We start from the raw sequence: 22,095 nt of genomic DNA on the forward strand, positions 1-22,095 counted from the left end.
AACAAACACTTGCGGAAAACCTTATGAACGCCTTGAACCAAGCCCACTGCGAAGCCTGCCGTGCCGATGCTCCACAGGTCAGCGACGAAGAACTGCCGGTACTGATCAAGCAGATCCCGGATTGGAACATCGAAGTCCGTGACGGCATCATGCAGCTGGAAAAAGTCTTCCTGTTCAAAAACTTCAAGCATGCCCTGGCCTTCACCAACGCCGTTGGCGAAATTTCCGAAGCCGAAGGTCATCACCCAGGCCTGCTGACCGAATGGGGCAAGGTCACCGTGACCTGGTGGAGCCACTCGATCAAGGGCCTGCACCGTAACGACTTCATCATGGCCGCGCGTACCGACGAGGTCGCCAGCACCGCCGAAGGCCGCAAGTAATGCACTTCGGCGCCATCGGGCGCGTACCCGGCGATCCGATCCTCGGGCTGATGGAGGCATATGCCAAGGACAGCAACCCGAACAAGTTCGACCTCGGTGTCGGCGTGTTCAAGGATGCCCAGGGCCTGACGCCGATTCCGGCCGCGGTCAAGCAGGCCGAACAGCGCCTGCTTGAGCAGCAGGCCAGCAAGAGCTACGTCGGCGGTCATGGCGATGCGGCCTTTGGCCGGCTGATCGGCGAACTGGTCCTGGGCAGTGATTCGTCGCTGTTCAGCAACCAGCGCGCCGGCGCTACCCAGACCCCGGGCGGTACCGGTGCCCTGCGCCTGGCAGCGGAGTTCATCGAGCACTGCCTGCCTGGCCGCGGTATCTGGCTGAGCGACCCGACCTGGCCGATCCACGAAACCATCTTCGCCGGCGCCGGCCTCAAGGTCAGCCACTATCCCTACGTCGGTGCGGACAACCGCCTGAATGTCGCCGGGATGCTCGCTGCCCTGGAAGCCGCGCCAACAGGCGATGTGGTATTGCTGCACGCCTGCTGCCATAACCCGACCGGTTTCGACCTGAGCCAGGATGACTGGCGCGCCGTGCTGGACGTGGTGCGCCGTCGCGAGTTGCTGCCGTTGATCGACTTTGCCTACCAGGGCTTTGGCGATGGCCTGGAAGAAGACGCCTGGGCGGTACGGCTGTTCGCCGCCGAACTGCCCGAGCTGCTGATTACCAGCTCTTGCTCGAAGAACTTCGGCCTCTATCGTGACCGCACCGGCGCCCTGCTGGTGTGCAGCCATGATGCCGAAAAGCTGGTGGATGTGCGCAGCCAGCTGGCCTTGCTGGCGCGCAACCTGTGGTCGACGCCACCGGACCATGGCGCGGCGGTAGTGGCGCAGATTCTTGGCGACGCCGACCTCAAGCGCCTGTGGGTCGAAGAAGTCGAGGCCATGCGCCAGCGCATCGCCGAGCTGCGCGTCGGGCTGGTCGAGGCCCTGGCACCCCATGGCCTGAGCGAACGTTTCGCGCACATTGCCGAACAACGCGGGATGTTCTCCTACACCGGCTTGTCGCCGGAGCAGGTCAAGCAACTGCGTGAGCGCCACAGCGTGTACATGGTCGGCACTGGCCGGGCGAACATCGCCGGCGCCGATGCGGCACGCCTTGAAGCACTGGCTGCGGCGATCGCCGACGTCTGTCGTTAAAAGCATCGCCGGCAAGGCCGGCTCCCACACGGGATCTGCATATACCAAACCCTGTGGGAGCTGGCCTTGCCAGCGATGGGCTGCGAAGCAGCCCCGAAGATCCCCCGCTCTTCAACACCAATCAGCAGGAAAATTCATACTGTCATTCAGACTCCTGTATCCTGCACGGGCTTTCACAAGCCCATGCGCGCCTTGCGCAGCCTTTCCACACACTTGCGAGGAACGACGAGATGCATGAAATCCCGAATCTTCCCTTCCCAAGCCTGAACCCAGAAGAGCAGACTCCTGCCACTCACAGCGCCGAACCAGCCCAGGCTGACTACGACGGCGACGAAACTTCCAGCGCCGACCAGGAATAATCGCGCAACGATCAGACTGTGTGAAAACGGCTGATGCAGGGACCACCCCGTCAACACGTTTTCACACCGTCAAGAATTCCTCCATTACGAAAGCCCCCTCATGCCCGACTCACCGCGCTCCCTTGCGGTCACCCTGCAAGTCGTCTCCATCGTCCTGTTTACCTTCATCGGCTACCTGAACATCGGCATCCCCCTGGCCGTGCTGCCCGGCTACGTGCATAACGACCTGGGATTCGGCACCGTGGTCGCGGGCCTGGTGATCAGCGTGCAGTACCTGGCCACCCTGCTCAGCCGCCCCTACGCCAGCCGCATCATCGATAATCTGGGCAGCAAGCGCGCCGTGCTCTACGGCCTGGCCGGTTGTGGCTTGAGCGGCGTGTTCATGCTGATTTCAGCGTGGCTGCAACATGCGCCATGGCTGAGCCTGGCCAGCCTGTTGGTCGGCCGCCTGGTGCTGGGCAGCGCCGAAAGCCTGGTTGGCTCGGGCTCGATCGGTTGGGGCATTGGCCGGGTGGGCGCGCAACACACCGCCAAGGTGATCTCCTGGAACGGCATCGCCAGCTATGGCGCCTTGGCCATCGGCGCACCGCTGGGCGTGGTGCTGGTGCAGCAGTTCGGCCTGTGGAGCATGGGCGCCAGCATTTTGCTGCTGTGCGTGCTGGGCCTGGCCCTGGCCTGGCCGAAAACCGCCGCCCCTGTGGTTGCCGGTGAACGCCTGCCGTTTCTGCACGTGCTCGGCCGGGTATTCGGCCATGGCTCGGGGCTGGCCCTGGGCTCGATCGGCTTCGGCACCATCGCCACCTTCATCACCCTGTACTACGCCAGCCACAGCTGGAACAACGCCGCCCTGTGCCTGAGCCTGTTCGGCGCCTGTTTCATTGGCGCCCGGCTGCTGTTCGGCAACCTGATCAACCGTATCGGTGGTTATCGGGTCGCCATCGCCTGCCTGTCGGTGGAAACCCTCGGCCTGCTGTTGCTGTGGCAGGCGCCGAGTGCCGAGCTGGCCCTGGCCGGTGCGGCGCTGAGCGGCTTTGGGTTCTCGCTGGTGTTTCCGGCCCTGGGGGTCGAAGCGGTCAATCTGGTCTCCGCCTCCAATCGCGGCGCGGCCGTGGGCGCCTATTCGCTGTTCATCGACCTGTCGCTGGGCATCACCGGGCCACTGGCCGGGGCGATTGCCGCCGGATTCGGCTTCGCTTCGATCTTTGTCTTTGCTGCCGGCGCGTCGTTCTGCGGCCTGTTACTGAGCCTGTATCTGTACCGCCAGGCCCGCCTGCAACCAACGCGGCACCTGTCTCAATAATCGATCTTGCCGCGCCCGGCCTTGATGGCCCCGCGCTTGCTCTTGGTGTCCAGGCGCCGGGTCTTGGAACCCAGGGTCGGCCGGGTCGGGCGTCGCGCCTTCTCGACCTTGATGGCTGAGAGGATCAGTTCGCGCAGGCGCTCCAGGGCATCGGCACGATTCTGTTCCTGGGTTCGATACTGCTGGGCCTTGATGATGATCACCCCGTCACGGGTAATGCGACTGTCGCTCAGGGCCAGCAGGCGTTCCTTGTAGAACGCCGGCAACGATGAGGCCTGGGTGTCAAAACGCAGGTGCACGGCACTGGAGACCTTGTTGACGTTCTGGCCGCCGGCGCCTTGGGCGCGGATGGCGGTCAACTCGATCTCGTCGTCCGGTATCTGCACCGCGTTGGATAACTGCAACATCGTAAATCCTTTAAAAGCAATGAGGCCGGTTGCTCAACGGCGTTCACGAGCGCCCCCCCTCCGCCCCCTGGCACAGTACCTCAGCCACCCGGTGCACGCAGCCCTGATCAACTGGGGACAATTGGCGAAACAAAATCAGTAGCTCGTTTTCGACTTCGCTCAAGGCTTGCACCGATGAAGCGTCACTTTCCGTGTTGAATGCGCAGGTTTTATGCTCCGACATGATCACCCTTCCCTAACGAGACTGAATGCATCGACGTTACGAGCAATTCCCTGCGGACCCACCAGGACCGTTCCGAGCGTTTCGTAGGAAAATTGAGATAATAGCTATGCGCCACTACCTTTCGCGTCGTGCATGGCCCCGACAATTCTATGCACAACTTCTTGGTCGGCGATAGCCAATGATCGGTATTGAGCCAGCAATCGCTGTTCCGGCTCGTTCAACGAAGCGCCACCATCAATCGTGCGCACCCCCGTAATCACGTATCGCACATCGACACCTGCGCCTGCTACCGCCGCCAGGTAAGCGGCGTCCGGGTTGCGCTCGCCTTTTTCATAACTGCCCTGGGTATTGCGGTTGACCCCGCCAAGCTGGGCGAAATCATCCTGACGCAAGCCCAGACGGGTACGCTCCTGGCGCAATCGCTCTCCGCTCTCTGCCGATTTCGGTGCAGTATTTGCACAATTTTTCAATCAAAACCCCTTTACACGAACATTTTTTTGGGCATAACCGGCATCCGAACAACACAGACGGCCTTGCCGAGCACTATGCTCCCGCTGTTTACCCTGGGCAAGGCCAAGCAAAGCACATAAAACCAAACATTCGCACGCTCTATCGTCTAACAAAAACGTGTGAAAAATCGTCACGGATGACACAGGATCAGGGATTCGTCCCTGGTAACTGGCAGAGCAAGCTTGCCTTGCGCTGCCTGAAGAGCCATCCGCTGCCGATTCCTGCATAAGACCAACAACGGCACGGAGGTTCATTCATTTTCAAAGGACCGAACAATGAACACCAAACGTTTGTGCACCCTGACCGCACTGCTGACCTTTGTCAGTGCTGGCGCACATGCCAGCAGTACTGACGTCAACATCAGCGGCACCATCACCCCGGCAGCCTGCACGCCGTCGCTTTCCGGAAGCGGCCAGGTCGATTTCGGCAATATTTCCATGCCAGAACTCCCTCCCCAACCCGTCATTCCCGATCACTCGATCCTGCCGCCGCGCAACCTGACCTTCACCGTCGTTTGCGACCGTCCAACCCGTTTCGCCCTGGTAGCCACCGGCAATCGCCGCGATAGCGCCTCGATGCCAGCGCCCAGGGCTTTCGGTCTGGGCACCACCACCAGCGGCGAGGCCCTGGGCTTTTACAGCGCGGTGTGGGCGGACAGTGACGCGACCCTCGACAGCCTGCCAGCCGACACCCTCTATTCCGAAGACAAAGGCAGCACCTGGACTCGTATGCCCGGTGGCGGCTTCGAGCACCTGGGCGACAAGCCCGACTCACGCCTGGGCTTTGCCCGGCGCGGCCAGAGCAGCCCGTCAGCCGCCGAGCAGTTGAACCTGCGCCTGGAGGTTACAGGCTGGCTGCGCAACGACATGACACATCTGGACGAAGAGCTGCTGGATGGGCACATGGTCATCGAGCTGCAGTACCTCTAGCCGGTCACAGAACGCAAACGCGTAGCGGTCCTTCACCGACCGCATAAAAGATCCCGCCGAACGCCCGAAACTTTTCCCTGCCATTGGCCAGGGAGCGGTCAACTGCGCTCGCGAAACGGGACACCTCGCAGTACCCAACACCAACATTTAAAAGGAAAACCGTTGTGAAAAACTCCGTCTTGTCCCTTGCTGTGCTGATGTCCCTGGCAACGGCCAACGCTATGGCTGCCACCACTGACCTGACCGTGACCGGGATCATCACCCCGGCCGCCTGCACGCCGACCTTGAGCAATGGCGGCTTGGTCGAATACGGCAGCCTCGCCTTGACCGACCTCGAAGACACCCCCAGCCAGTACAACCTGCCGGCGAAGTCCTTGAACTTCGCCATTGAATGCAGCGCACCGACCACCTTCGCCTTGATCGCCAACGACAACCGCCGCGACAGCAGCCCCGCCAGCCCGTGGCTGTTCGGGCTTGGCAAGCACCAGGATCAGTCGATCGGGCAATACGGCATGAGCTGGCAGTACGAAAGCACCGTGGTCGACGGCGCACAAGGCCTCAACCTGGTATCCGAGGATGGCGGCAACAGCTGGACCAACGTCATCAACGGCGGTCTTTTCGACGCCGGGCGAGCGCCAAATACGCTCACAGGATTCTCCAGCGGCACTAACCTGGGCCCGACGCCAGCAACCAGTGTCAACGTAACCATGGATGTGCGCGGCAGTATCAACAAAGGCCTGACCCTGAACGGCGCCATGGAGCTGGACGGCAGCGCGACCATCGAAGTCATCTACCTCTAACACCCGCCGCTGAGACAAGAGCCCGCCGAACGCCATCCCCTCCCTGCTGCCCGTTACCTGGGGGGGGGATGACCGTATTCGCGATACGGGCCACCAGCAACCGCCAACACCAGAAGGAAAGCGTTGTGAAAAAGTCTGCACTGTCCCTTGCGGTGCTTGTGAGCCTGGCGTCTGCCACGGCCATGGCCGCGACCACAGACCTGACCGTAACCGGCAACATTACGCCATCGGCGTGTGCCCCGACATTCGCCAACGGCGGTGTGGTTGATTATGGCTCCCTCGCGGTAACCGAGCTTGAAGAGATCTCTTACGGCTACCTGCTGCCTGCAAAGTCGCTAAACCTCTCCATTGAGTGCAACACCCCGGCGACCTTTGCCCTCATCGCCAGTGACAACCGCCGAGACAGCGGCGACGCTCCCGGGGGAGTGTTCGGTCTTGGCAAGCATCAGGACCAGAACATTGGTGGATACCGGCTCAGATGGAATAGCGAAGATGTCCTGATCGATGGGGCGCAAGGCACGACCGTGGAGTCAATGGACGCCGGCAACTCCTGGAAGATTGTCTCGACCGGCATGGTTGAAGAATCAGGGTACTGGCCGCAGTTTCGACTGGGCTTCTCCACGGGTGTCGAGCCCAGGCCTTCAGCAGCGAGCAGCGTGAGCGTCGTCATGAACATTCATGGTCATGTCAAAAAGGAGCTGCCTTTCAGCGACCGCGTAGAGCTGGACGGCAGTACGACCGTTGAGCTGGTCTATCTCTAGTCGCTCACTCCAGGGGTCGTGAACAAGGATTCTCGCGACCCGGTCCTACTCCACGGCCAGCGCACTCCCCCGCTTCGAGCTTGCCGGATGCAACTCGAGGGGAGCGGCGCTCGGCACCGCACAAGAACCTTACAACCATGACTATTGCGTGCAAATCCTTTGCCGGCAGCCTGCTGCCTGCGATTCTCATCTGCACCCTACCTCTGATACAGGCACACGCCGACGGTATGGTGCCCCGGACTTCGGTGGTGATCGTTGAAGAAGCCCGCGCCAACGGCAGCGACTTCGTGGTCACCAACACCGACCCCCATGCCGCCCTGCTGGCGGTATTTATCGAAAACCCGAGTGAAGACACCGACAACCTGCTGGTGGTGCAGCCCACGGTGGCCCGGGTGGAGGCAGGCAAAGAGCAGCAGGTGATCTTCCACTACGTGGGTAACGAGCCGCTGCAGACCCAACGCCTGCGCCGGGTGATCTTCGAAGGCATCCGCGAAACCGCGCCGGGTGACCCCGGGGCTATGCGGGTCAACTTCGGCGTGCGCCAGAACCTGCCGGTGATCCTTCACCCCAAGGGCCTGGCGCGCAACAGCGAACCCTGGAAAGGCCTGGCCTGGCGCATCGACGGCAAACAGCTGCGGGTGGAGAACAACACGCCCTACGTGGTGCGCCTGGCCCAGGAACTGAAACTGCTGCCCGGCCAGCACGCCCTGGACCTTGGCCGCACCTACGTGCTGGCCAACGAAACCATCACCCTCGACTTGCCTGATGCCGCCGCCGCGGCCAACACCGTGCGCTTTCAACCGGCCACGGTCTATGGCTTTGCGGTCGATCCCTATGAGGCAAGCATCCTGTGAAGGTCATCGTTGATGCCATTGGCAAACCCCGTCCGCGCGAGCAATTGATACTGGGGTTGTGTCTCACCCTGCTGGGCCTTGAGACTTTCAAGCCGGCGCGCGCGGCCAATGAACCCACCCCGCCGGAGCACAGCGTGTTCGACCAGGAGGTACTGCGCCAGCGCGGTATCGACCCTAAACTTGCCGCTCTGTTCGGCCGGCAAACGCGCTTCCCGCCTGGGCGCCAGCAGGTCAGCCTGAGCGTCAACGGCCGCGACAAGGGCACCACCCAGGCGCGTTTCGGCGAAGATGGCAGCCTGTGCGTCGATGACGCCTTGCTGGCCTTCGCAGGGCTGCGCCAACCCGCCGAATGGTCCACCACCCTGGATGAACAGGACATGCCCACCGACCCGGACTGCCGGGCCCTGGGCACGGCCTTCCCCCAGGCCCAGGTCGAATTGCAACCCGGTCAGCACCAAGTGCGGTTGTTCGTGCCGGACCAGGCGCTGCGGGACGAACGACAATGGTCCGATGGCTACAGCCAGGGCGGTGTCGCCGGGTTGTTGAACTATGACATCTTCGGCTCGTTCAACCGCTATGACGGTGAATCCAGCCGTTATGCCGCAGCCAACACCGAAGTGGGGGTGAACCTGGACAACTGGATCCTGCGCAGCCGCCAGGTGCACAGCCGCTTCGACGGCAAGGTGCGCAGCGAGATGCTCGACACCTATGTGCAACGCAGCTTCGCCCAGCAGCGCAGCCTGTTCCAGGCCGGCGAGATCAGCCTGGTCAACCCGGTGCTCAACGGGGCGCAGATCATCGGTGCGCAGGTCACTCCCGAGTACGGCCTGCTATCACAGTTGGACACCGCCAGCGTACAAGGCATCGCCAACAGCCAGGCGCGGGTCGAGGTGCACCAGAACGGCGCCTTGCTGTACAGCACGGTGGTGCAGCCCGGGCCCTTCACCCTCACTAACATACCGCGCATTACCTCGCGCTCGGACCTGGAAGTAACGGTGATCGAGACCAATGGCGAGCAACGGCGCTTTCGCGTGCCGGCCAGCCTGGCGGCCAGCGCCCGCCCGCAAAGCGGTTACAGTGTCGGCGCCGGCGTGGTGCGCAGTCATGGTCATGGCACGGACGACCCGGCGGTGGTGAGCCTGGGCCAGACCGGCGCCCTGGGTAATACCTCAAGCTTGAGCAGCGGCCTGATCCTCGCCCAGGGCTATCGCAGCTTGGGCGCCAGCCTCGGCACGGCGCTCACGCCACGGGTCAGCGCTGAAGTCTTTGCCATCGGCACACACGCCAGCAGCCTTGATCAACAAGGTGCGCAACTGGGCGGCCAGCTCAACTGGCAACTGCACGAACAATGGAGCAGCCTGGTGGCCGGCAACCACCGCAGCCGCGGCTACCGCGAATTGCTCGACAACACCTACCGCGACAACGATCAGCTCATCTCCAGCTACCGCGACCAGTTCAGCACCAGCCTGCGCTGGGCCAGCCACACCCTGGGCAGCCTCAATCTGGGTTACACGCAAACCACTTATTACGAGCACGACAGCAGCCAGCGGCTGTTCCTGTCCTGGGGCAACAGCTACAACGGTGTAACGCTCTCGGCGACGGTGGAAAAAGCCCTCGGAAGCAACGATGGCTACAACGACGACGCCCTGTACTTCAGCGCCAGCCTCCCGCTGGATGGTCGTCGGCGCCTGCGCAGCAGCGTGCGCCATAACGACACCAGCACCACCAGTACCGTTGCCTACAACGAACAGGTCAACGACAGCTTTGGCTACCGCCTGGGTGCCGAGCACCGTTCGGGCGATTCCAGCACCCTGGCCAGCGCCGGTCTTTCCGCGTTACCGCGCTACACCCAACTGGACCTGAACTACAGCGGCGATGGCGATAACACCAACTACAACCTGGGCCTGCGCGGCGGTATCGCGGTACATGGCGCCGGGATCACACCCTCGCCCTACCCGATCCGCGACACCTTCGCGATCCTCTCGGTCACCGACACTTCCGGGGTCAAGGCCAGCACGCCCAGCGGGCCGGTGTGGACCGATTACGCCGGCAATGCGGTAATCGCCTCGCTGGCCGCCTATGGCAAAAGCCCGGTCGAGGTAGACAGCCAGAGCCTGCCGACCCACATCAATGTCGACCAGGGTGCCGGTGTGCTGCACGCCAGTCGCGGGGCAGTGCCGCGCCTGAGTTTCCGGGCCTGGAGTACCCGACGGGTACTGCTGACCTTGCTCGACGACAGCGGCCAGCCCTTGGCCAGTGGCGCTTCGGTGTTCGACGACCGCGGGCGCTTCATCAACCTGGTGCAACCGGGCGGACTGGTGTTCATCGACAACAGCGCCGACATCGGTCACCTGATCGTCAGCGACCACCAGGCCCGCGAGTGCCGCGTGACCCTTGACCCCGACACTGTCGCCGTCAGCGACAGCTACTACACCCAGGTCCAACGCACCTGCAGTTGAAGCCCTTTCGCGACGACATGACGCCAGACGGCAGCCACACGTTGTGTCGTCCTTCCACACACCGCTCTGGTGAGGACGCGTCAAATCATGAACACCCGGCAAAATTCCCAGCTTGTATTGCTTCTTCTCTTCAGCCTGCCGCTGACTGCCATTGCCGGCGAATGCCGACTGCACGTCACTCCGGCGCCGCTGGACTATGGCACCCTCGACCGAACCCGCCTGCAACCCGGCAGCCCGGGCCTGGCGCTACTGGAGAAAACCGCCCAATTGACCTTGAGCTGCAGCGAACCCACCGACCTGAGCCTGTTCTACACAGCCAATGCCCTGGATACCGAGCGCTTCGAACTGGCCGCTGGCGGTCACTACCGAATGCGTGCCGAGGATGCCTTTGTCGACGGCGAGCGAGTCGACCTGGCCCGGATCGAGCAGGCCGGCGCGCTACCGGGCCCGGCCAGTGGCTCGCTGGGCTGGCAACCGCGTAGTGGCATTGTCCCCGTCCGCGCCGGCAAGGCGGTGCAAGGCCGCAGCCTGAGCCTGAACCTGGTATTCGAAGCCGAACTGTCCGCCAAGGCCTTTGAAGTGCGCGAGTCGACCGCGTTCCGTACAACCGGGCAGTTCGTTGCTCCGCTACCCGGCAGCCATGCAGAACTTGCCTTGCAATGGCAGATCCAGCCAGCGGCCTGCACGCCGATGCTGTCCCAGGGCGGGGTGGTGAATTACGGCAAGATCAGCATGCAGACCCTGAACAGCGACAAACGCACGCGTCTGCCCACGCGCCAGCTGAACCTGTCGATCCAGTGCGACAGCCCGGCGCGCTATGCCCTGCTGATGCAGGACAACCGCGATGGCAGCGCCGTGGTCGACTCCCTTAACTTCTATGGTTTGGGCCGTGATGCCAGCGAGAACAAGATCGGCCTGTATGAGGTGCAGATCGACCCGCTGCACATCAGCGCCGACCAGTTGCCGGCGGTGTACGTCACCCAGTCGACCCGCGGCACGGGCTGGAGCACCGCGGGCAGTACCAGCAAACCGCTGACCACCACCACCCTGCTCGGCTTCAACGATGTCGAGAACAACATTAGCGGCCCGATCGCCATCCGCCACCTGAGCACGCCGATCAACATCATGCCGGTGATCGCTGCCACCGACGAGCTGGACAACCGCCAGGACATCCACCTCGACGGCTCGGCCACGATCGAGATCATCTACCTGTAAACAAAAACGCCCCGCAGAGCGGGGCGTTTTTTTCAACCGGGTGAATCAGCGTTTAAGCGATGCCGGGGTTGCCGCGGCCGCCGCTTTGCTGCGGTTGGTTTTCAGGCTGTAGCACACGCCCATCACCAGCAGCCAGACCGGAATCGCATAGACCGAAATCTGGATGCCCGGGATCTGCAGCATGATGCCCAGGATCAGCACCACGAAGGCCAGGCAGATGTAGTTGCCATAGGGGTACCACAGGGCCTTGAACAGTGGGGTCTGGCCGGTCTTGTTCAGGTGCTGGCGGAACTTCAGGTGCGAGTAGCTGATCATTGCCCAGTTGATCACCAGGGCGGCAACCACCAGCGACATCAGCAGTTCCAGCGCATGCTGCGGGATGAAGTAGTTGAGCAGCACCGCAACCAGGGTCACCGCAGCCGAAGCCATGATCGAACGCACCGGCACGCCGCGCTTGTCGATCTTCGCCAGGCCCGCCGGGGCATCGCCCTGCTCGGCCATGCCGTAGAGCATGCGCGCGTTGCAATAGGTACCGCTGTTGTACACTGACAGCGCCGCGGTCAGGACCACGAAGTTGAGGATGTGTGCGGCAACATCACTGCCCAGCAGCGAGAAAACCTGCACGAACGGGCTGGCGCCATAGGTACCACCGGCCGCATCGAGGCTGGTGACCAGGCTGTCCCATGGGGTCAGCGACAGCAGCACCACCAGGGCACCGATGTAGAAAATCAGGATACGGTAGATCACCTGATTGATCGCTTTGGGGATCACGGTCTTCGGTTTTTCGGCTTCGGCTGCGGTGAAACCGAGCATTTCCAGGCCGCCGAAAGAGAACATGATGATCGCCAGGGCCATCACCAGGCCGCTGACGCCATTGGGGAAGAAGCCGCCGTGTTCCCACAGGTTGCTCACCGAAGCCTGCGGGCCGCCGCTACCGCTGGCCAGCATCCAGCTGCCCAGGGCGATCATGCCGACGATGGCCAGGACCTTGATGATCGCGAACCAGAACTCGGCCTCGCCGAACACTTTGACGTTGGCCAGGTTGATCGCGTTGATCAGGATGAAGAAGGCAGCCGCCGAGGCCCAGGTCGGGATCTCCGGCCACCAGTAGTGCACGTACTTGCCGACCGCGGTGAGTTCCGACATACCCACCAGGATGTACAGCATCCAGCAGTTCCAGCCCGACAGGAAGCCAGCGAAACCGCCCCAGTATTTGTGCGCGAAGTGACTGAAGGAACCGGCCACCGGCTCTTCGACGATCATCTCGCCGAGCTGGCGCATGATCATGAAGGCGATGAAGCCACAGATCGCATAGCCGAGGATCATCGACGGGCCCGCCGACTTCATCACCCCGGCCGAACCCAGGAACAGCCCGGTACCGATTGCACCGCCCAGGGCGATCAACTGGATATGGCGATTTTTCAGGCCGCGTTTCAGCTCGCCTGAATGTGTGTTTTGTCCACTCATGAACGAAGTCACCTGCTTGTTTTTATCTGTGACGGAATCGGACCCACCGCGCTCGTGGCGCAGCGGAATTAACAAGGTGATTACCTTGAAGATCTTGGACAACTGCTGCCCATCCAGGGCAAAAGCCGTGGGCGAATCAGCCGGGTGTCAGCAAGAGTGCGCGGTACGCATTGGGGTCACAGTTAAAACGCGGCGCATTGTATACCCCTACAGACGCGCAGGGGTCAACACGTTGCGTAACTGTCTGACGACAAAACGCACCGGTCCTGAGGAAGGGTTCTAGCCTGGGGGGGTAATTGGCGTACATGGCGCCTCCATTTGTTCTTATTGAATGCCCGGCTCTCCGGCCCGGCTTTGCACACGGCAATGGCGCCTATCTCACCGTTCCCAGGGCTTGCGAACAAGCCGTTGACGGGCACGTAAAGCGCCCTGGCCCGGGCGTTCCGGCAAGTTCTGTTTACAGCGGGGAAAATCTGCACCGAAGGCCCGCTTATCGGCCAGTATTTGTAACGATTTATTTACAAGGTGGTTTAAAAACTTGCCACACCTTACGGAAGTGTCTGTAAGACAAGGAAATTCGGGCAAAAAAAAGCCAACCCGAAGGTTGGCTCCTACCCCACCCGACTTACGGGCGCGGCTTGTTGCGGGTGCTGCCCGGACGCTTGGGCGCCGGCTTGCCGCGCTTGTTCATGTCGCTCGGGCGCTCGGCCACGGTGCTGCCACGGCCGCTGTCCTTGCGTGGGGCCTCGCCACGCGGTTGACGGGCTGGACGCTCGTCGCCACGCGGCTGACGAACCGGACGCTCGGCTTCACCCCGGGGCTGGCGCGCAGGGCGCTCGCCGGTAGCAGCGCCATCCTGAGCCGGACGCAGGTTACGCACGCGCTCACCACGGCCCAAAGGACGGGTGGACTTGCGCTGCAGGCGCTCGAGCTTGTCCTTGCTCTTGTGGTTCAGTGCCGGCATGGCCACCGGGGTCAGGCCCACTTCGGCGGCGAGGATGTCGACTTCCTGCTGGCTCATTTCGCGCCAGCGGCCCATCGGCAGGTCGGAATTGAGGAACACCGGACCGAAACGCACGCGCTTCAGGCGGCTGACCACCAGGCCCTGGGATTCCCACAGGCGGCGTACTTCACGGTTGCGGCCTTCCATCACCACGCAGTGGTACCAATGGTTGAAGCCTTCACCGCCAGGGGCTTCCTGGATATCGGTGAAACGCGCCGGGCCGTCTTCGAGCACGACACCGGCCTTGAGGCGGGCAATCATGTCTTCGTCGACTTCACCACGCACGCGCACTGCGTACTCACGGTCCATTTCGTAGGACGGGTGCATCAGGCGGTTGGCCAGCTCACCGTCGGTGGTGAACATCAGCAGGCCGGTGGTGTTGATGTCGAGGCGGCCGATATTGATCCAGCGGCCTTCTTTCGGCCGTGGCAGGCGGTCGAACACGGTCGGACGGCCTTCCGGGTCGTCACGGGTGCAGATCTCGCCGTCGGGCTTGTTGTACATGATCACCCGGCGCACGGTTTCAGCGGCTTCTTCGCGCTTGATCACGCGGCCGTCGACCGAGATCGCATCGTGCAGGTCGACACGCTGGCCAAGACTGGCATTGACGCCATTGACCTTGATCCGGCCCTGGCTGATCCAGGCCTCGACGTCACGGCGCGAACCCACACCGATACGGGCGAGAACTTTTTGCAGTTTCTCGCCTGATGGCGGCAATGGCTGGGTTTCTTGCAGGTCTTTTTCACTCATGCTGGGCACCTCCCGGTGTATTTACAAAAATCTGGTATGGCGGACAAGCGCCAAAAAGGGTCGCGAATCATACGCTGATCGCGGCGTGAACGCACCTGAGACTAGCCGAAATTGTAAAAGTTGCCGGCGCTTCGCGCCCAGCGGCTGAAGTTACTCGCGCGGCATTTGCGGTTCGGTTTCCAGTGGTTCGGCGTCGAGGTCGACAGGCGCCTCGTCGATCAGGTCATCGAAATCGGTCTTCAGCCCTTCTTCCATGGCGTCCAGCTCGGTCAGCAAGCTGCGGAAGCTGGTTTCTTCCTGGGGCTCTTCCGGCTCGGCGCTGGCATCGGCCAGGGCCTGCAAATGCGCTGGCACCGGCGCGTCGTCCAGCTCCAGAAGCGGTTCGGGTTCCGGCTCCATCTCGCGCAGTTCGGCCAGTGGCGGCAGCTCGTCGAGATTCTTCAGGTTGAAGTGGTCGAGAAAAGCCTTGGTGGTAGCGAACATTGCCGGTTTGCCGGGCACTTCACGGTAACCGACGATACGGATCCACTCGCGCTCGAGCAGGGTCTTGATGATGTTGGTGTTGACCGCCACACCGCGCACATCTTCGATCTCGCCGCGGGTGATGGGCTGGCGGTAGGCGATCAGCGCCATGGTCTCCAGCAGTGCCCGGGAGTAGCGCTGCGGGCGCTCTTCCCACAGCCGGCCGACCCAGGGCGCGTAGTCCTCGCGAATCTGCAAACGGAAACCCGAGGCCACTTCCTTGAGCTCGAAGGCGCGGCCGGTGCAGGACTTGCGCAGCACCTCCAGAGCCTTCTTGAACACCGCAGGCTCCGGGCGCTCGGCTTCCTCGAACAGCTCGTACAGGCGCTCGAGGGATTGCGGTTTACCCGAGGCCAGCAAAAAAGCCTCGAGCAGGGGCGCCAGGTCGCGCGGTTCATTCAGGTTCATGGGCTTGCTCAGTTGTTACTCGGCGCGGGCGCGGACATGGATCGGCGCAAAAGGCTCATTTTGCACCAGTTCGATCAAGGATTCCTTGACCAGTTCGAGAATCGCCATGAAAGTCACCACCACCCCGAGCTTGCCTTCCTCGGCCGTGAACAGTTCGACGAAGGGCACGAAGCCGCCCCCCTTGAGGCGCTCGAGCACTTCGCTCATGCGTTCGCGGGTCGACAGCGCCTCACGGCTGACCTGGTGGCTTTCGAACAGATCACCGCGGCGCAGTACTTCGGCCATCGACACCAGCAGCTCTTCCAGGCTGACCTCGGGCACCAGCTTGCGCGCCTTCGCCTGCGGCGCGTCCAGGCGCGGCACGATCACCTCGCGGCCGACCCGGCTGAGACCATCGATGCCTTCGGCGGCAGCCTTGAAGCGTTCGTATTCCTGCAGACGGCGAATCAGCTCGGCGCGCGGGTCGGCTTCCTCTTCCTCGACCTCGACGGAGCGCGGCAGCAGCATCCGCGACTTGATCTCGGCAAGCATCGCCGCCATCACCAGGTACTCGGCGGCCAGTTCCAGACGCACGGTCTTCATCAGTTCGACGTAGCCCATGTACTGGCGGGTGATTTCCGCTACCGGGATGTCGAGGATATCGACGTTCTGCTTGCGGATCAGGTACAGCAGCAGGTCCAGCGGGCCTTCGAAAGCCTCGAGGAACACTTCCAGGGCATCCGGCGGAATGTACAGGTCCACCGGCATCTCGGTCATGGCTTCGCCATACACCAGTACCAGCGGCAGTTCCTGCTGGGCGCCTGCTTGCGGGTCGATGCTCGGTTCGGTGGTGGTGGCCTGGCTCACGCTTCGACCATGAACGGCGCAGGGTCGCCGCAACCGACGCGGATCACTTCCGGTTCATCGCCGGCCAGGTTGATCACGGTCGAGGCCTTGAGGTCACCAAAGCCGCCATCGATGATCAGGTCGACGTGATGTTCCAGGGCCTGGCGGATCTCGTAGGGGTCGGTCATCGGCTCGTCTTCGCCGGGCATGATCAGGCTGACGCTCATCAGCGGCTCGCCGAGTTCTTCGAGCAGGGCCAGGGCAATCGGGTTGGACGGCACGCGCAGGCCGATGGTGCGGCGCTTTTCGTGCAGCAGCAGGCGCGGCACTTCGCGGGTGGCGTTGAGGATGAAGGTATACGGCCCTGGCACATGGGCCTTGAGCAGGCGGAAGGTAGCCGTGTCGATCTTGGCGAACAGGCCCATCTGCGACAGGTCGCAACAGATCAGGGTGAAGTTGTGGTTCTTGTCCAGCTGGCGCAGGCGGCGAACCCGTTCAATGGCGTTCTTGTCGCCGATCTGGCAACCCATGGCGTAGGAGGAGTCTGTTGGATAGACCACCACGCCGCCCTTGCGAATGATTTCGACGGCCTGTTTGATCAGGCGCGGTTGCGGGTTTTCCGCATGAATCTGGAAAAACTGACTCACGTTCTCTTCCTGTTCAGACTGCCGCGATAGGCTGCTCATGTTTGAATCGGCGCCACAGTGGTGGCAGGTCCTCTGGCAATGGCCGGTAGACACCGATCTCGCCCCAGGTGCCAGGGCCATGGAAATCACTGCCGGCACTGGCCAGCAGACCGAATTCACGGGCCAGGATCGACAGGGTGCCTACCTGTTCAGCCGGCATCATGCCGTTGACCACTTCCAGTGCCTGCCCGCCTGCTTGAATATAGTCGGCAATCAGCCGGCGGCGCTTGCTGCGGGTTAAATCGTAGTGCATCGGGTGGGCCAGGCTGACCCAGGCATCGGACTCGCGCAGGGTCTCGACGGTCTCTTCCAGCGTCGGCCAGTGCAGTTTCACATCACCCAGCTTGCCGGCCCCCAGCCACTTGCGAAACGCCTCGGCGCGGTCTTTTACGTAGCCTGCGCGCACCAGGTACTCGGCAAAATGCGGGCGCGCCGGGGCATTGCCGCTGTCGCCCAACTCCTGCTGAATGGCCCGGGCGCCGTCGAGCGCACCTTTCATGCCTTTGAGCGCCAACCGTCGGTCGATTTCTTCCGAGCGCAGCCAGCGGCCACGGTGCAGCGACTCGACGGCGGCCTGTAAAGGCGTGGCGTCGAGGGGGAAGTTGTAACCCAGTATGTGGATGGTCGCCCCGCCCCAGGTGCACGACAGCTCGATGCCGCTGACCCACTGCATGTCCAGGGCCTGGGTGGCAGCGCGGGCTTCGAGCTGGCCTTCGAGGGTGTCGTGGTCGGTCAGCGAGAGCATCCGCACGCCGTGCTCATGGGCCCGGGCGACCAGGACCGTTGGCGACAAGGCGCCGTCGGAGGCCGTACTGTGGCAGTGCAGATCAACATTCATAGGTGGCGCTTTCGCTGTCATTGATGTTTGTTATTATGCCGTCACATCCTGCTTCTGGCTGCCACTGTGAAACAATTCATCGATTTCATCCCGCTGCTCCTGTTCTTCATCGTCTACAAGCTCGAACCGCGCGCTGTCGAATTCGCCGGGCACAACTTCGAGCTCGGTGGCATCTACAGCGCCACGGCGATGCTGATCATCAGCTCGCTGGTGGTCTACGGCGCCCTGTTCCTTCGTCAGCGCAAGCTGGAGAAAGGCCAGTGGCTGACCCTGGTCGCCTGCCTGGTGTTCGGTGGCCTGACCCTGGCCTTCCACAGTGAAACCTTCCTCAAATGGAAGGCGCCGGTGGTCAACTGGCTGTTCGCCCTGGCCTTCACCGGCAGCCACTTCATCGGTGACCGGGTGCTGATCAAGCGCATCATGGGTCACGCCCTGGCCCTGCCGGAGCCAGTATGGACGCGCCTGAACATCGCCTGGATCGGCTTTTTCCTGTTCTGCGGCGCGGCCAACCTGTTCGTCGCCTTCACCTTCCAGAGCATCTGGGTCGACTTCAAGGTATTCGGCAGCCTGGGCATGACCGTGCTGTTCCTGGTGGCCCAGGGCGTCTACCTGTCCCGTCACCTGCACGACAGCGACCCCACCACCCCGCCTTCCACTCCCAAGCACGAGGAATGACATGCTTTACGCCATCATTGCCACAGACGTAGCCGATTCGCTGGAAAAACGCCTGGCCGCACGCCCGGCGCATATCGAGCGCCTGCTGCAGCTCAAGGAACAAGGCCGCGTGGTCCTGGCCGGCCCGCACCCGGCCATCGACAGCAACGACCCGGGCGCCGCAGGCTTTAGCGGCAGCCTGATCGTCGCCGAATTCGATTCGCTGAGCGCCGCCCAGGCCTGGGCCGACGCCGACCCGTATATTGCCGCCGGCGTCTACGCCAACGTCATCGTCAAGCCGTTCAAGCAAGTCCTGCCGTAATGCCCAAGGGCGGTGGCCGAGCCGGCGCACCGCCCTTTGCAGCTTTCTCTTCGCAATTGCTCATTATTCTCGCCCGATGGCCGACAACCTCCTGAACCATCCAATGGAATCAGGAGTTCCGATGCGTCAAGGTCCGTTGTCCCTGCTGCTGTGCCTGTTGCTGCTGACCCCATTGGCCCAGGCCGAAGAGCCCGCCAGCTCCAGCACCCCGCTGTCGCTCAGTGCCGGCAGCCAGATCACCGAGCTGCAACAGCGCCTGAAGGAAAGCGAGCGCCTGCGTGAAACCCTGGTCCAGCAACTGCACAACGCCGACAGCGAACGCGAAAGCGCTCAGCTCACCCGCCTGCGCCAGGAAAACCAGCGCCTGAAACTGGCGCTCAAGGAATTGCAGGCCAGCGCTGCGCCGAAACTCATCACCGACCAGCAACAATGGTTTTTGATTGGTGGCGCAGTTGCCCTGTTTGCGGCACTCTGCGGTATCTTTGCCAGTGGCGGACACAGAAAGCGTCGGCAATGGTTGAATTGAGTGAGTCATGAGCGAGCTGTTACTGATTGATGATGACCAGGAACTCTGCGAGCTGCTCGGCAGCTGGCTGACCCAGGAAGGTTTCGTGGTACGCGCCTGCCACGATGGTCATAGCGCCCGTAAAGCGCTGGCCGAACAGGCGCCGGCCGCTGTCGTGCTGGACGTGATGCTGCCCGATGGCAGCGGCCTGGAGCTGCTCAAGCAACTGCGCAGCGAACACGCCGAACTGCCAGTGCTGATGCTTTCGGCCCGTGGCGAGCCGCTGGACCGGATTCTCGGCCTGGAGCTGGGCGCTGACGATTACCTGGCCAAACCCTGCGATCCGCGCGAACTCACCGCCCGCCTGCGCGCCGTGCTGCGCCGCAGCCACCCCAATGCGACGCCCAGCCAGGTGGAAATCGGCGACCTGTGCTTCAGCCCGGCCCGTGGCGTGGTCAGCATCGACGAGCACGAACTGACCCTGACCCTCTCCGAAAGCCGCATCCTCGAAGCGCTGCTGCGCCAGCCCGGCGAGCCGCTGGACAAGCAGGAACTGGCGCAGCTCGCCCTGGGCCGCAAGCTGACCCTGTACGACCGCAGCCTGGACATGCATGTCAGCAACCTGCGCAAGAAAATCGGCCCGCACGCCGATGGCCGCCCGCGCATCGTCGCCCTGCGCAGCCGCGGTTACTACTACAGCCTGTAATGTCAGCGCGGCGCGCCGGCATCTTTACCCAAGCTTTACCCTTGCCTGACCGCCGCTGACCTTGATCTCCCTAGACTGGGCACATCCGGTAACGACCGGCCTCAGAAAGGAGAGTCACCATGCGCAAGACCCTTATCGCCCTGATGTTCGCTGCCGCCCTGCCCACCGTCGCCATGGCCATGCCAGATGCCGGCGGCCCGCGTCACGGCGAGCACCACCGCGGTGGAGCGCCTTTCGCCCAGCTGGACCTGAGCCGTGAACAGCGCCAGCAGATCGGCACGCTGATGGGCGAGCAGATGAAAAGCCGCCACGAAATCACCCAGCGCTACCTGGAAAAGCTCCCGGCCGCTGACCAGAAGGCTCTGAAAGACGAGCTCAAAGCCAAGAAAGACAAAACCCAGGCCGAAATTCGCGCCCTGCTCAAACCTGAACAGCAAAAGCAGTTTGACGAGATGACGAAGAAGCAGGACGAGCGCCGCGCCGAATGGGCCGAGTTCAAAGCCTGGAAAGCTGAAAAAGCCAACAAGGCCCAGTAAGCTGTCAGCCACCCGCCCGGCCTGCCCCAGCAGGCCGGGCTTTTTCCGTTAGAGGTGCCTCTTTTGCGTTCATTGTTCTGGCGCGTCCTGGCCAGTTTCTGGCTGGCCATCGCCCTGGTTGCCGGGCTGTCGATCCTGCTCGGCCACATGTTGAACCAGGACGCCTGGATTCTCAGCCGCCACCCGGGACTCAACACCCTGGCCAAGAACTGGACCCAGCGCTATGAGCAGCAAGGGCCGGAATATGCCCAGCACTACCTGGAACACCGCAAGCGCCGCTACAACATCGATGTGCAGGTGCTCAACGACAGTGGCGATGCGGTGGTTCCCGGCACCTTCCCGCGCCGCGCAGCCGCCTTCGAGGCGCGCCGCCACAATGATGACCGGCGCCTGCCATGGCGACGGCTGACCGAGGAATACACCAGCCCCGACAGCGGTGAGACCTACCTGCTGATCTATCGCATCCCGCACCCGGAGCTGGACGCCTGGCACCGTGACAGCTTGCTCTGGCCGTTGAGTGCCTTGGGGATCGCCCTGGTGGTGCTGACCCTGTTCAGCCTGTTGGTGACGCTGTCGATCACCCGCCCGCTGAGCCGCCTGCGCGGCGCCGTGCATGACCTGGGGCAGACCACCTACCAGCAGAACAGCCTGGCGCGCCTGGCCAACCGCCGTGACGAGTTCGGCGTGCTGGCCAACGATTTCAACCGCATGGGTGCACGGCTGCAGAGCCTGATCGGCAGCCAGCGCCAGCTGTTACGCGACGTTTCCCACGAACTGCGCTCGCCCCTTGCGCGCCTGCGCGTCGCCCTGGCCCTGGCTGAACGTGCCGAACCCGAGCAGCGCCAGGCCCTGTGGCCACGCCTTACCCGTGAATGCGACCGCCTGGAAGCGCTGATCAGCGAGATTCTGGTGCTGGCGCGGGTCGATGCCGAGCAGGCGCGGGCCGAGCCGGTGGACCTCGATGCGCTATTGGCCTCCGTGCACAAGGACGCGCAATTGGGCGCGCCGGAGCAGGACATCCAGCTGCAGCATGAAACCGGGCTCAACCTGCAAGGCTGGCCGACGCTACTGGAACGGGCGCTGGATAACCTGTTGCGCAACGCCGTGCGTTTCAATCCGGTTGGGCAACCGATTGAAATTACCGGGGTACGGGATATCGACAAGATAGTGCTGAGCGTGCGTGACCACGGGCCGGGAGTGGCCGCGGAGCACTTGGCGCAACTGGGTGAGCCGTTCTACCGTGCGCCCGGGCAAAGCGCCGCCGGCCACGGCCTGGGCCTGGCCATTGCGCGCAAGGCGGCGGAGCGCCACGGCGGCAACCTGAGCCTGGGCAATCACCCGGAAGGCGGGTTTGTGGCCAGGCTGGAATTGCCGCTAGTCGGGCCGGGCAAGGCTTGAGAATGCCGGGGCTGCTGCGCAGCCCATCGCTGGCAAAGCCAGCTCCCACAGGTCCGGTGCACACAGGTCCACTATGGAAGCCGGC

The 22,095-nt window shown here is 62.9% G+C and carries 24 protein-coding genes; 16 read left to right on the forward strand and 8 right to left on the reverse strand.

The window, feature by feature from the left end:
* Positions 1–23: 23 nt before the first annotated feature.
* The 4 genes from CCOS864_RS20695 (at position 24) to CCOS864_RS20705 (ending at position 3,232) form a co-directional block, all read left to right on the forward strand.
* Positions 24–380 carry a 4a-hydroxytetrahydrobiopterin dehydratase gene (locus CCOS864_RS20695; RefSeq protein ID WP_036994257.1) on the forward strand — a complete coding sequence of 119 codons (357 nt, stop codon included), beginning with the start codon at positions 24–26 and terminating at the stop codon, positions 378–380.
* Positions 380–1,573, forward strand: coding sequence for an amino acid aminotransferase (locus CCOS864_RS20700; protein ID WP_115088142.1), 1,194 nt, complete (start codon positions 380–382; stop codon positions 1,571–1,573). The genes CCOS864_RS20695 and CCOS864_RS20700 overlap by 1 nt, the downstream gene beginning before the upstream one ends.
* A gap of 230 nt (positions 1,574–1,803) precedes the next feature.
* Positions 1,804–1,932 (forward strand): hypothetical protein, encoded by a 129-nt coding sequence (locus tag CCOS864_RS28610; protein WP_258578902.1) that lies wholly within the window; start codon positions 1,804–1,806, stop codon positions 1,930–1,932.
* 100 nt (positions 1,933–2,032) lie between these two features.
* Positions 2,033–3,232 carry an MFS transporter gene (locus CCOS864_RS20705; RefSeq protein WP_115088143.1) on the forward strand — a complete coding sequence of 400 codons (1,200 nt, stop codon included), beginning with the start codon at positions 2,033–2,035 and terminating at the stop codon, positions 3,230–3,232.
* Here CCOS864_RS20705 and arfB read toward each other — a convergent pair.
* Positions 3,226–3,639, reverse strand: coding sequence for an alternative ribosome rescue aminoacyl-tRNA hydrolase ArfB (gene arfB, locus CCOS864_RS20710; RefSeq protein ID WP_115088144.1), 414 nt, complete (start codon positions 3,637–3,639; stop codon positions 3,226–3,228). The two genes, CCOS864_RS20705 and arfB, sit on opposite strands and share 7 nt — an antisense overlap.
* A gap of 327 nt (positions 3,640–3,966) precedes the next feature.
* Complete coding sequence (locus CCOS864_RS20720) at positions 3,967–4,281, reverse strand: helix-turn-helix domain-containing protein (RefSeq protein WP_115088146.1); 315 nt, start codon at positions 4,279–4,281, stop codon at positions 3,967–3,969.
* 366 nt (positions 4,282–4,647) lie between these two features.
* Here CCOS864_RS20720 and CCOS864_RS20725 point away from each other — a divergent pair, with 366 nt between their 5' ends.
* The 6 genes from CCOS864_RS20725 (at position 4,648) to CCOS864_RS20750 (ending at position 11,390) form a co-directional block, all read left to right on the forward strand.
* Positions 4,648–5,301 carry a DUF1120 domain-containing protein gene (locus CCOS864_RS20725; RefSeq protein WP_115088147.1) on the forward strand — a complete coding sequence of 218 codons (654 nt, stop codon included), beginning with the start codon at positions 4,648–4,650 and terminating at the stop codon, positions 5,299–5,301.
* A 164-nt stretch (positions 5,302–5,465) separates the two neighbouring features.
* Complete coding sequence (locus tag CCOS864_RS20730; RefSeq protein WP_115088148.1) at positions 5,466–6,101, forward strand: DUF1120 domain-containing protein; 636 nt, start codon at positions 5,466–5,468, stop codon at positions 6,099–6,101.
* 68 nt (positions 6,102–6,169) lie between these two features.
* Positions 6,170–6,862 carry a DUF1120 domain-containing protein gene (locus tag CCOS864_RS20735; RefSeq protein WP_244211940.1) on the forward strand — a complete coding sequence of 231 codons (693 nt, stop codon included), beginning with the start codon at positions 6,170–6,172 and terminating at the stop codon, positions 6,860–6,862.
* A gap of 137 nt (positions 6,863–6,999) precedes the next feature.
* A complete protein-coding gene (locus CCOS864_RS20740) occupies positions 7,000–7,716 on the forward strand; it encodes a fimbria/pilus chaperone family protein (RefSeq protein ID WP_115088150.1) in 717 nt (238 codons plus the stop codon).
* Entirely contained in the window at positions 7,713–10,175 is a 2,463-nt protein-coding gene (locus CCOS864_RS20745; protein WP_115088151.1) for a fimbria/pilus outer membrane usher protein, read from the forward strand. Before CCOS864_RS20740 ends, CCOS864_RS20745 begins: the two co-directional genes overlap by 4 nt.
* An 87-nt stretch (positions 10,176–10,262) precedes the next feature.
* On the forward strand, positions 10,263–11,390 hold the full coding sequence (locus tag CCOS864_RS20750; RefSeq protein ID WP_115088152.1) for a DUF1120 domain-containing protein: 1,128 nt from the start codon (positions 10,263–10,265) through the stop codon (positions 11,388–11,390).
* A gap of 45 nt (positions 11,391–11,435) precedes the next feature.
* On the opposite strand, the gene CCOS864_RS20755 is transcribed toward CCOS864_RS20750, so the two are convergent.
* From CCOS864_RS20755 to CCOS864_RS20780, 6 genes are all read right to left on the reverse strand, one after another.
* Positions 11,436–12,857 (reverse strand): amino acid permease, encoded by a 1,422-nt coding sequence (locus tag CCOS864_RS20755; protein WP_115088507.1) that lies wholly within the window; start codon positions 12,855–12,857, stop codon positions 11,436–11,438.
* 625 nt (positions 12,858–13,482) lie between these two features.
* Complete coding sequence (gene rluB, locus CCOS864_RS20760) at positions 13,483–14,610, reverse strand: 23S rRNA pseudouridine(2605) synthase RluB (protein WP_115088153.1); 1,128 nt, start codon at positions 14,608–14,610, stop codon at positions 13,483–13,485.
* 150 nt (positions 14,611–14,760) lie between these two features.
* Positions 14,761–15,540 (reverse strand): SMC-Scp complex subunit ScpB, encoded by a 780-nt coding sequence (gene scpB / locus CCOS864_RS20765; RefSeq protein WP_115088154.1) that lies wholly within the window; start codon positions 15,538–15,540, stop codon positions 14,761–14,763.
* 15 nt (positions 15,541–15,555) lie between these two features.
* On the reverse strand, positions 15,556–16,254 hold the full coding sequence (locus tag CCOS864_RS20770) for a segregation and condensation protein A (RefSeq protein WP_166675712.1): 699 nt from the start codon (positions 16,252–16,254) through the stop codon (positions 15,556–15,558).
* A gap of 128 nt (positions 16,255–16,382) precedes the next feature.
* On the reverse strand, positions 16,383–17,012 hold the full coding sequence (locus tag CCOS864_RS20775) for an L-threonylcarbamoyladenylate synthase (protein WP_115088156.1): 630 nt from the start codon (positions 17,010–17,012) through the stop codon (positions 16,383–16,385).
* Between the two features lie 13 nt (positions 17,013–17,025).
* On the reverse strand, positions 17,026–17,889 hold the full coding sequence (locus CCOS864_RS20780) for a PHP domain-containing protein (RefSeq protein WP_115088157.1): 864 nt from the start codon (positions 17,887–17,889) through the stop codon (positions 17,026–17,028).
* Positions 17,890–17,955: 66 nt separating this feature from the next.
* On the opposite strand from CCOS864_RS20780, the gene CCOS864_RS20785 reads away from it, so the two are divergent.
* The 6 genes from CCOS864_RS20785 (at position 17,956) to CCOS864_RS20810 (ending at position 22,010) form a co-directional block, all read left to right on the forward strand.
* A complete protein-coding gene (locus tag CCOS864_RS20785; RefSeq protein WP_205125916.1) occupies positions 17,956–18,564 on the forward strand; it encodes a septation protein A in 609 nt (202 codons plus the stop codon).
* Position 18,565: 1 nt separating this feature from the next.
* Positions 18,566–18,865, forward strand: a complete 300-nt coding sequence (locus tag CCOS864_RS20790; protein WP_115088159.1) for a YciI family protein — start codon at positions 18,566–18,568, stop codon at positions 18,863–18,865.
* 121 nt (positions 18,866–18,986) lie between these two features.
* Positions 18,987–19,391, forward strand: coding sequence for an SH3 domain-containing protein (locus tag CCOS864_RS20795; protein WP_115088160.1), 405 nt, complete (start codon positions 18,987–18,989; stop codon positions 19,389–19,391).
* A gap of 7 nt (positions 19,392–19,398) precedes the next feature.
* Positions 19,399–20,076: a response regulator transcription factor gene (locus tag CCOS864_RS20800; RefSeq protein WP_115088161.1), complete on the forward strand. Its 678-nt coding sequence runs from the start codon at positions 19,399–19,401 to the stop codon at positions 20,074–20,076.
* Positions 20,077–20,195: 119 nt separating this feature from the next.
* Positions 20,196–20,612 (forward strand): Spy/CpxP family protein refolding chaperone, encoded by a 417-nt coding sequence (locus tag CCOS864_RS20805; protein WP_115088162.1) that lies wholly within the window; start codon positions 20,196–20,198, stop codon positions 20,610–20,612.
* A gap of 63 nt (positions 20,613–20,675) precedes the next feature.
* Positions 20,676–22,010: a sensor histidine kinase gene (locus CCOS864_RS20810; protein WP_115088163.1), complete on the forward strand. Its 1,335-nt coding sequence runs from the start codon at positions 20,676–20,678 to the stop codon at positions 22,008–22,010.
* Positions 22,011–22,095 lie beyond the last annotated feature (85 nt).

This window comes from Pseudomonas wadenswilerensis (genome assembly GCF_900497695.1).
GTDB lineage: Bacteria > Pseudomonadota > Gammaproteobacteria > Pseudomonadales > Pseudomonadaceae > Aquipseudomonas > Aquipseudomonas wadenswilerensis.

Excerpts from the sequence above, each read along its gene's own strand:
- CCOS864_RS20790 (WP_115088159.1), top strand. The coding sequence starts at position 18,566 with ATGCTTTACGCCATCATTGCCACAGACGTAGCCGATTCGCTGGAAAAA.
- CCOS864_RS20705 (WP_115088143.1), top strand. The coding sequence starts at position 2,033 with ATGCCCGACTCACCGCGCTCCCTTGCGGTCACCCTGCAAGTCGTCTCC.
- CCOS864_RS20740 (WP_115088150.1), top strand. The coding sequence starts at position 7,000 with ATGACTATTGCGTGCAAATCCTTTGCCGGCAGCCTGCTGCCTGCGATT.
- CCOS864_RS20800 (WP_115088161.1), top strand. The coding sequence starts at position 19,399 with ATGAGCGAGCTGTTACTGATTGATGATGACCAGGAACTCTGCGAGCTG.
- CCOS864_RS20695 (WP_036994257.1), top strand. The coding sequence starts at position 24 with ATGAACGCCTTGAACCAAGCCCACTGCGAAGCCTGCCGTGCCGATGCT.
- rluB (WP_115088153.1), bottom strand. The coding sequence starts at position 14,610 with ATGAGTGAAAAAGACCTGCAAGAAACCCAGCCATTGCCGCCATCAGGC.
- CCOS864_RS20805 (WP_115088162.1), top strand. The coding sequence starts at position 20,196 with ATGCGCAAGACCCTTATCGCCCTGATGTTCGCTGCCGCCCTGCCCACC.
- CCOS864_RS20795 (WP_115088160.1), top strand. The coding sequence starts at position 18,987 with ATGCGTCAAGGTCCGTTGTCCCTGCTGCTGTGCCTGTTGCTGCTGACC.
- CCOS864_RS20750 (WP_115088152.1), top strand. The coding sequence starts at position 10,263 with ATGAACACCCGGCAAAATTCCCAGCTTGTATTGCTTCTTCTCTTCAGC.
- scpB (WP_115088154.1), bottom strand. The coding sequence starts at position 15,540 with ATGAACCTGAATGAACCGCGCGACCTGGCGCCCCTGCTCGAGGCTTTT.
- CCOS864_RS28610 (WP_258578902.1), top strand. The coding sequence starts at position 1,804 with ATGCATGAAATCCCGAATCTTCCCTTCCCAAGCCTGAACCCAGAAGAG.
- CCOS864_RS20755 (WP_115088507.1), bottom strand. The coding sequence starts at position 12,857 with ATGAGTGGACAAAACACACATTCAGGCGAGCTGAAACGCGGCCTGAAA.
- CCOS864_RS20725 (WP_115088147.1), top strand. The coding sequence starts at position 4,648 with ATGAACACCAAACGTTTGTGCACCCTGACCGCACTGCTGACCTTTGTC.
- arfB (WP_115088144.1), bottom strand. The coding sequence starts at position 3,639 with ATGTTGCAGTTATCCAACGCGGTGCAGATACCGGACGACGAGATCGAG.
- CCOS864_RS20780 (WP_115088157.1), bottom strand. The coding sequence starts at position 17,889 with ATGAATGTTGATCTGCACTGCCACAGTACGGCCTCCGACGGCGCCTTG.
- CCOS864_RS20735 (WP_244211940.1), top strand. The coding sequence starts at position 6,170 with ATGACCGTATTCGCGATACGGGCCACCAGCAACCGCCAACACCAGAAG.
- CCOS864_RS20700 (WP_115088142.1), top strand. The coding sequence starts at position 380 with ATGCACTTCGGCGCCATCGGGCGCGTACCCGGCGATCCGATCCTCGGG.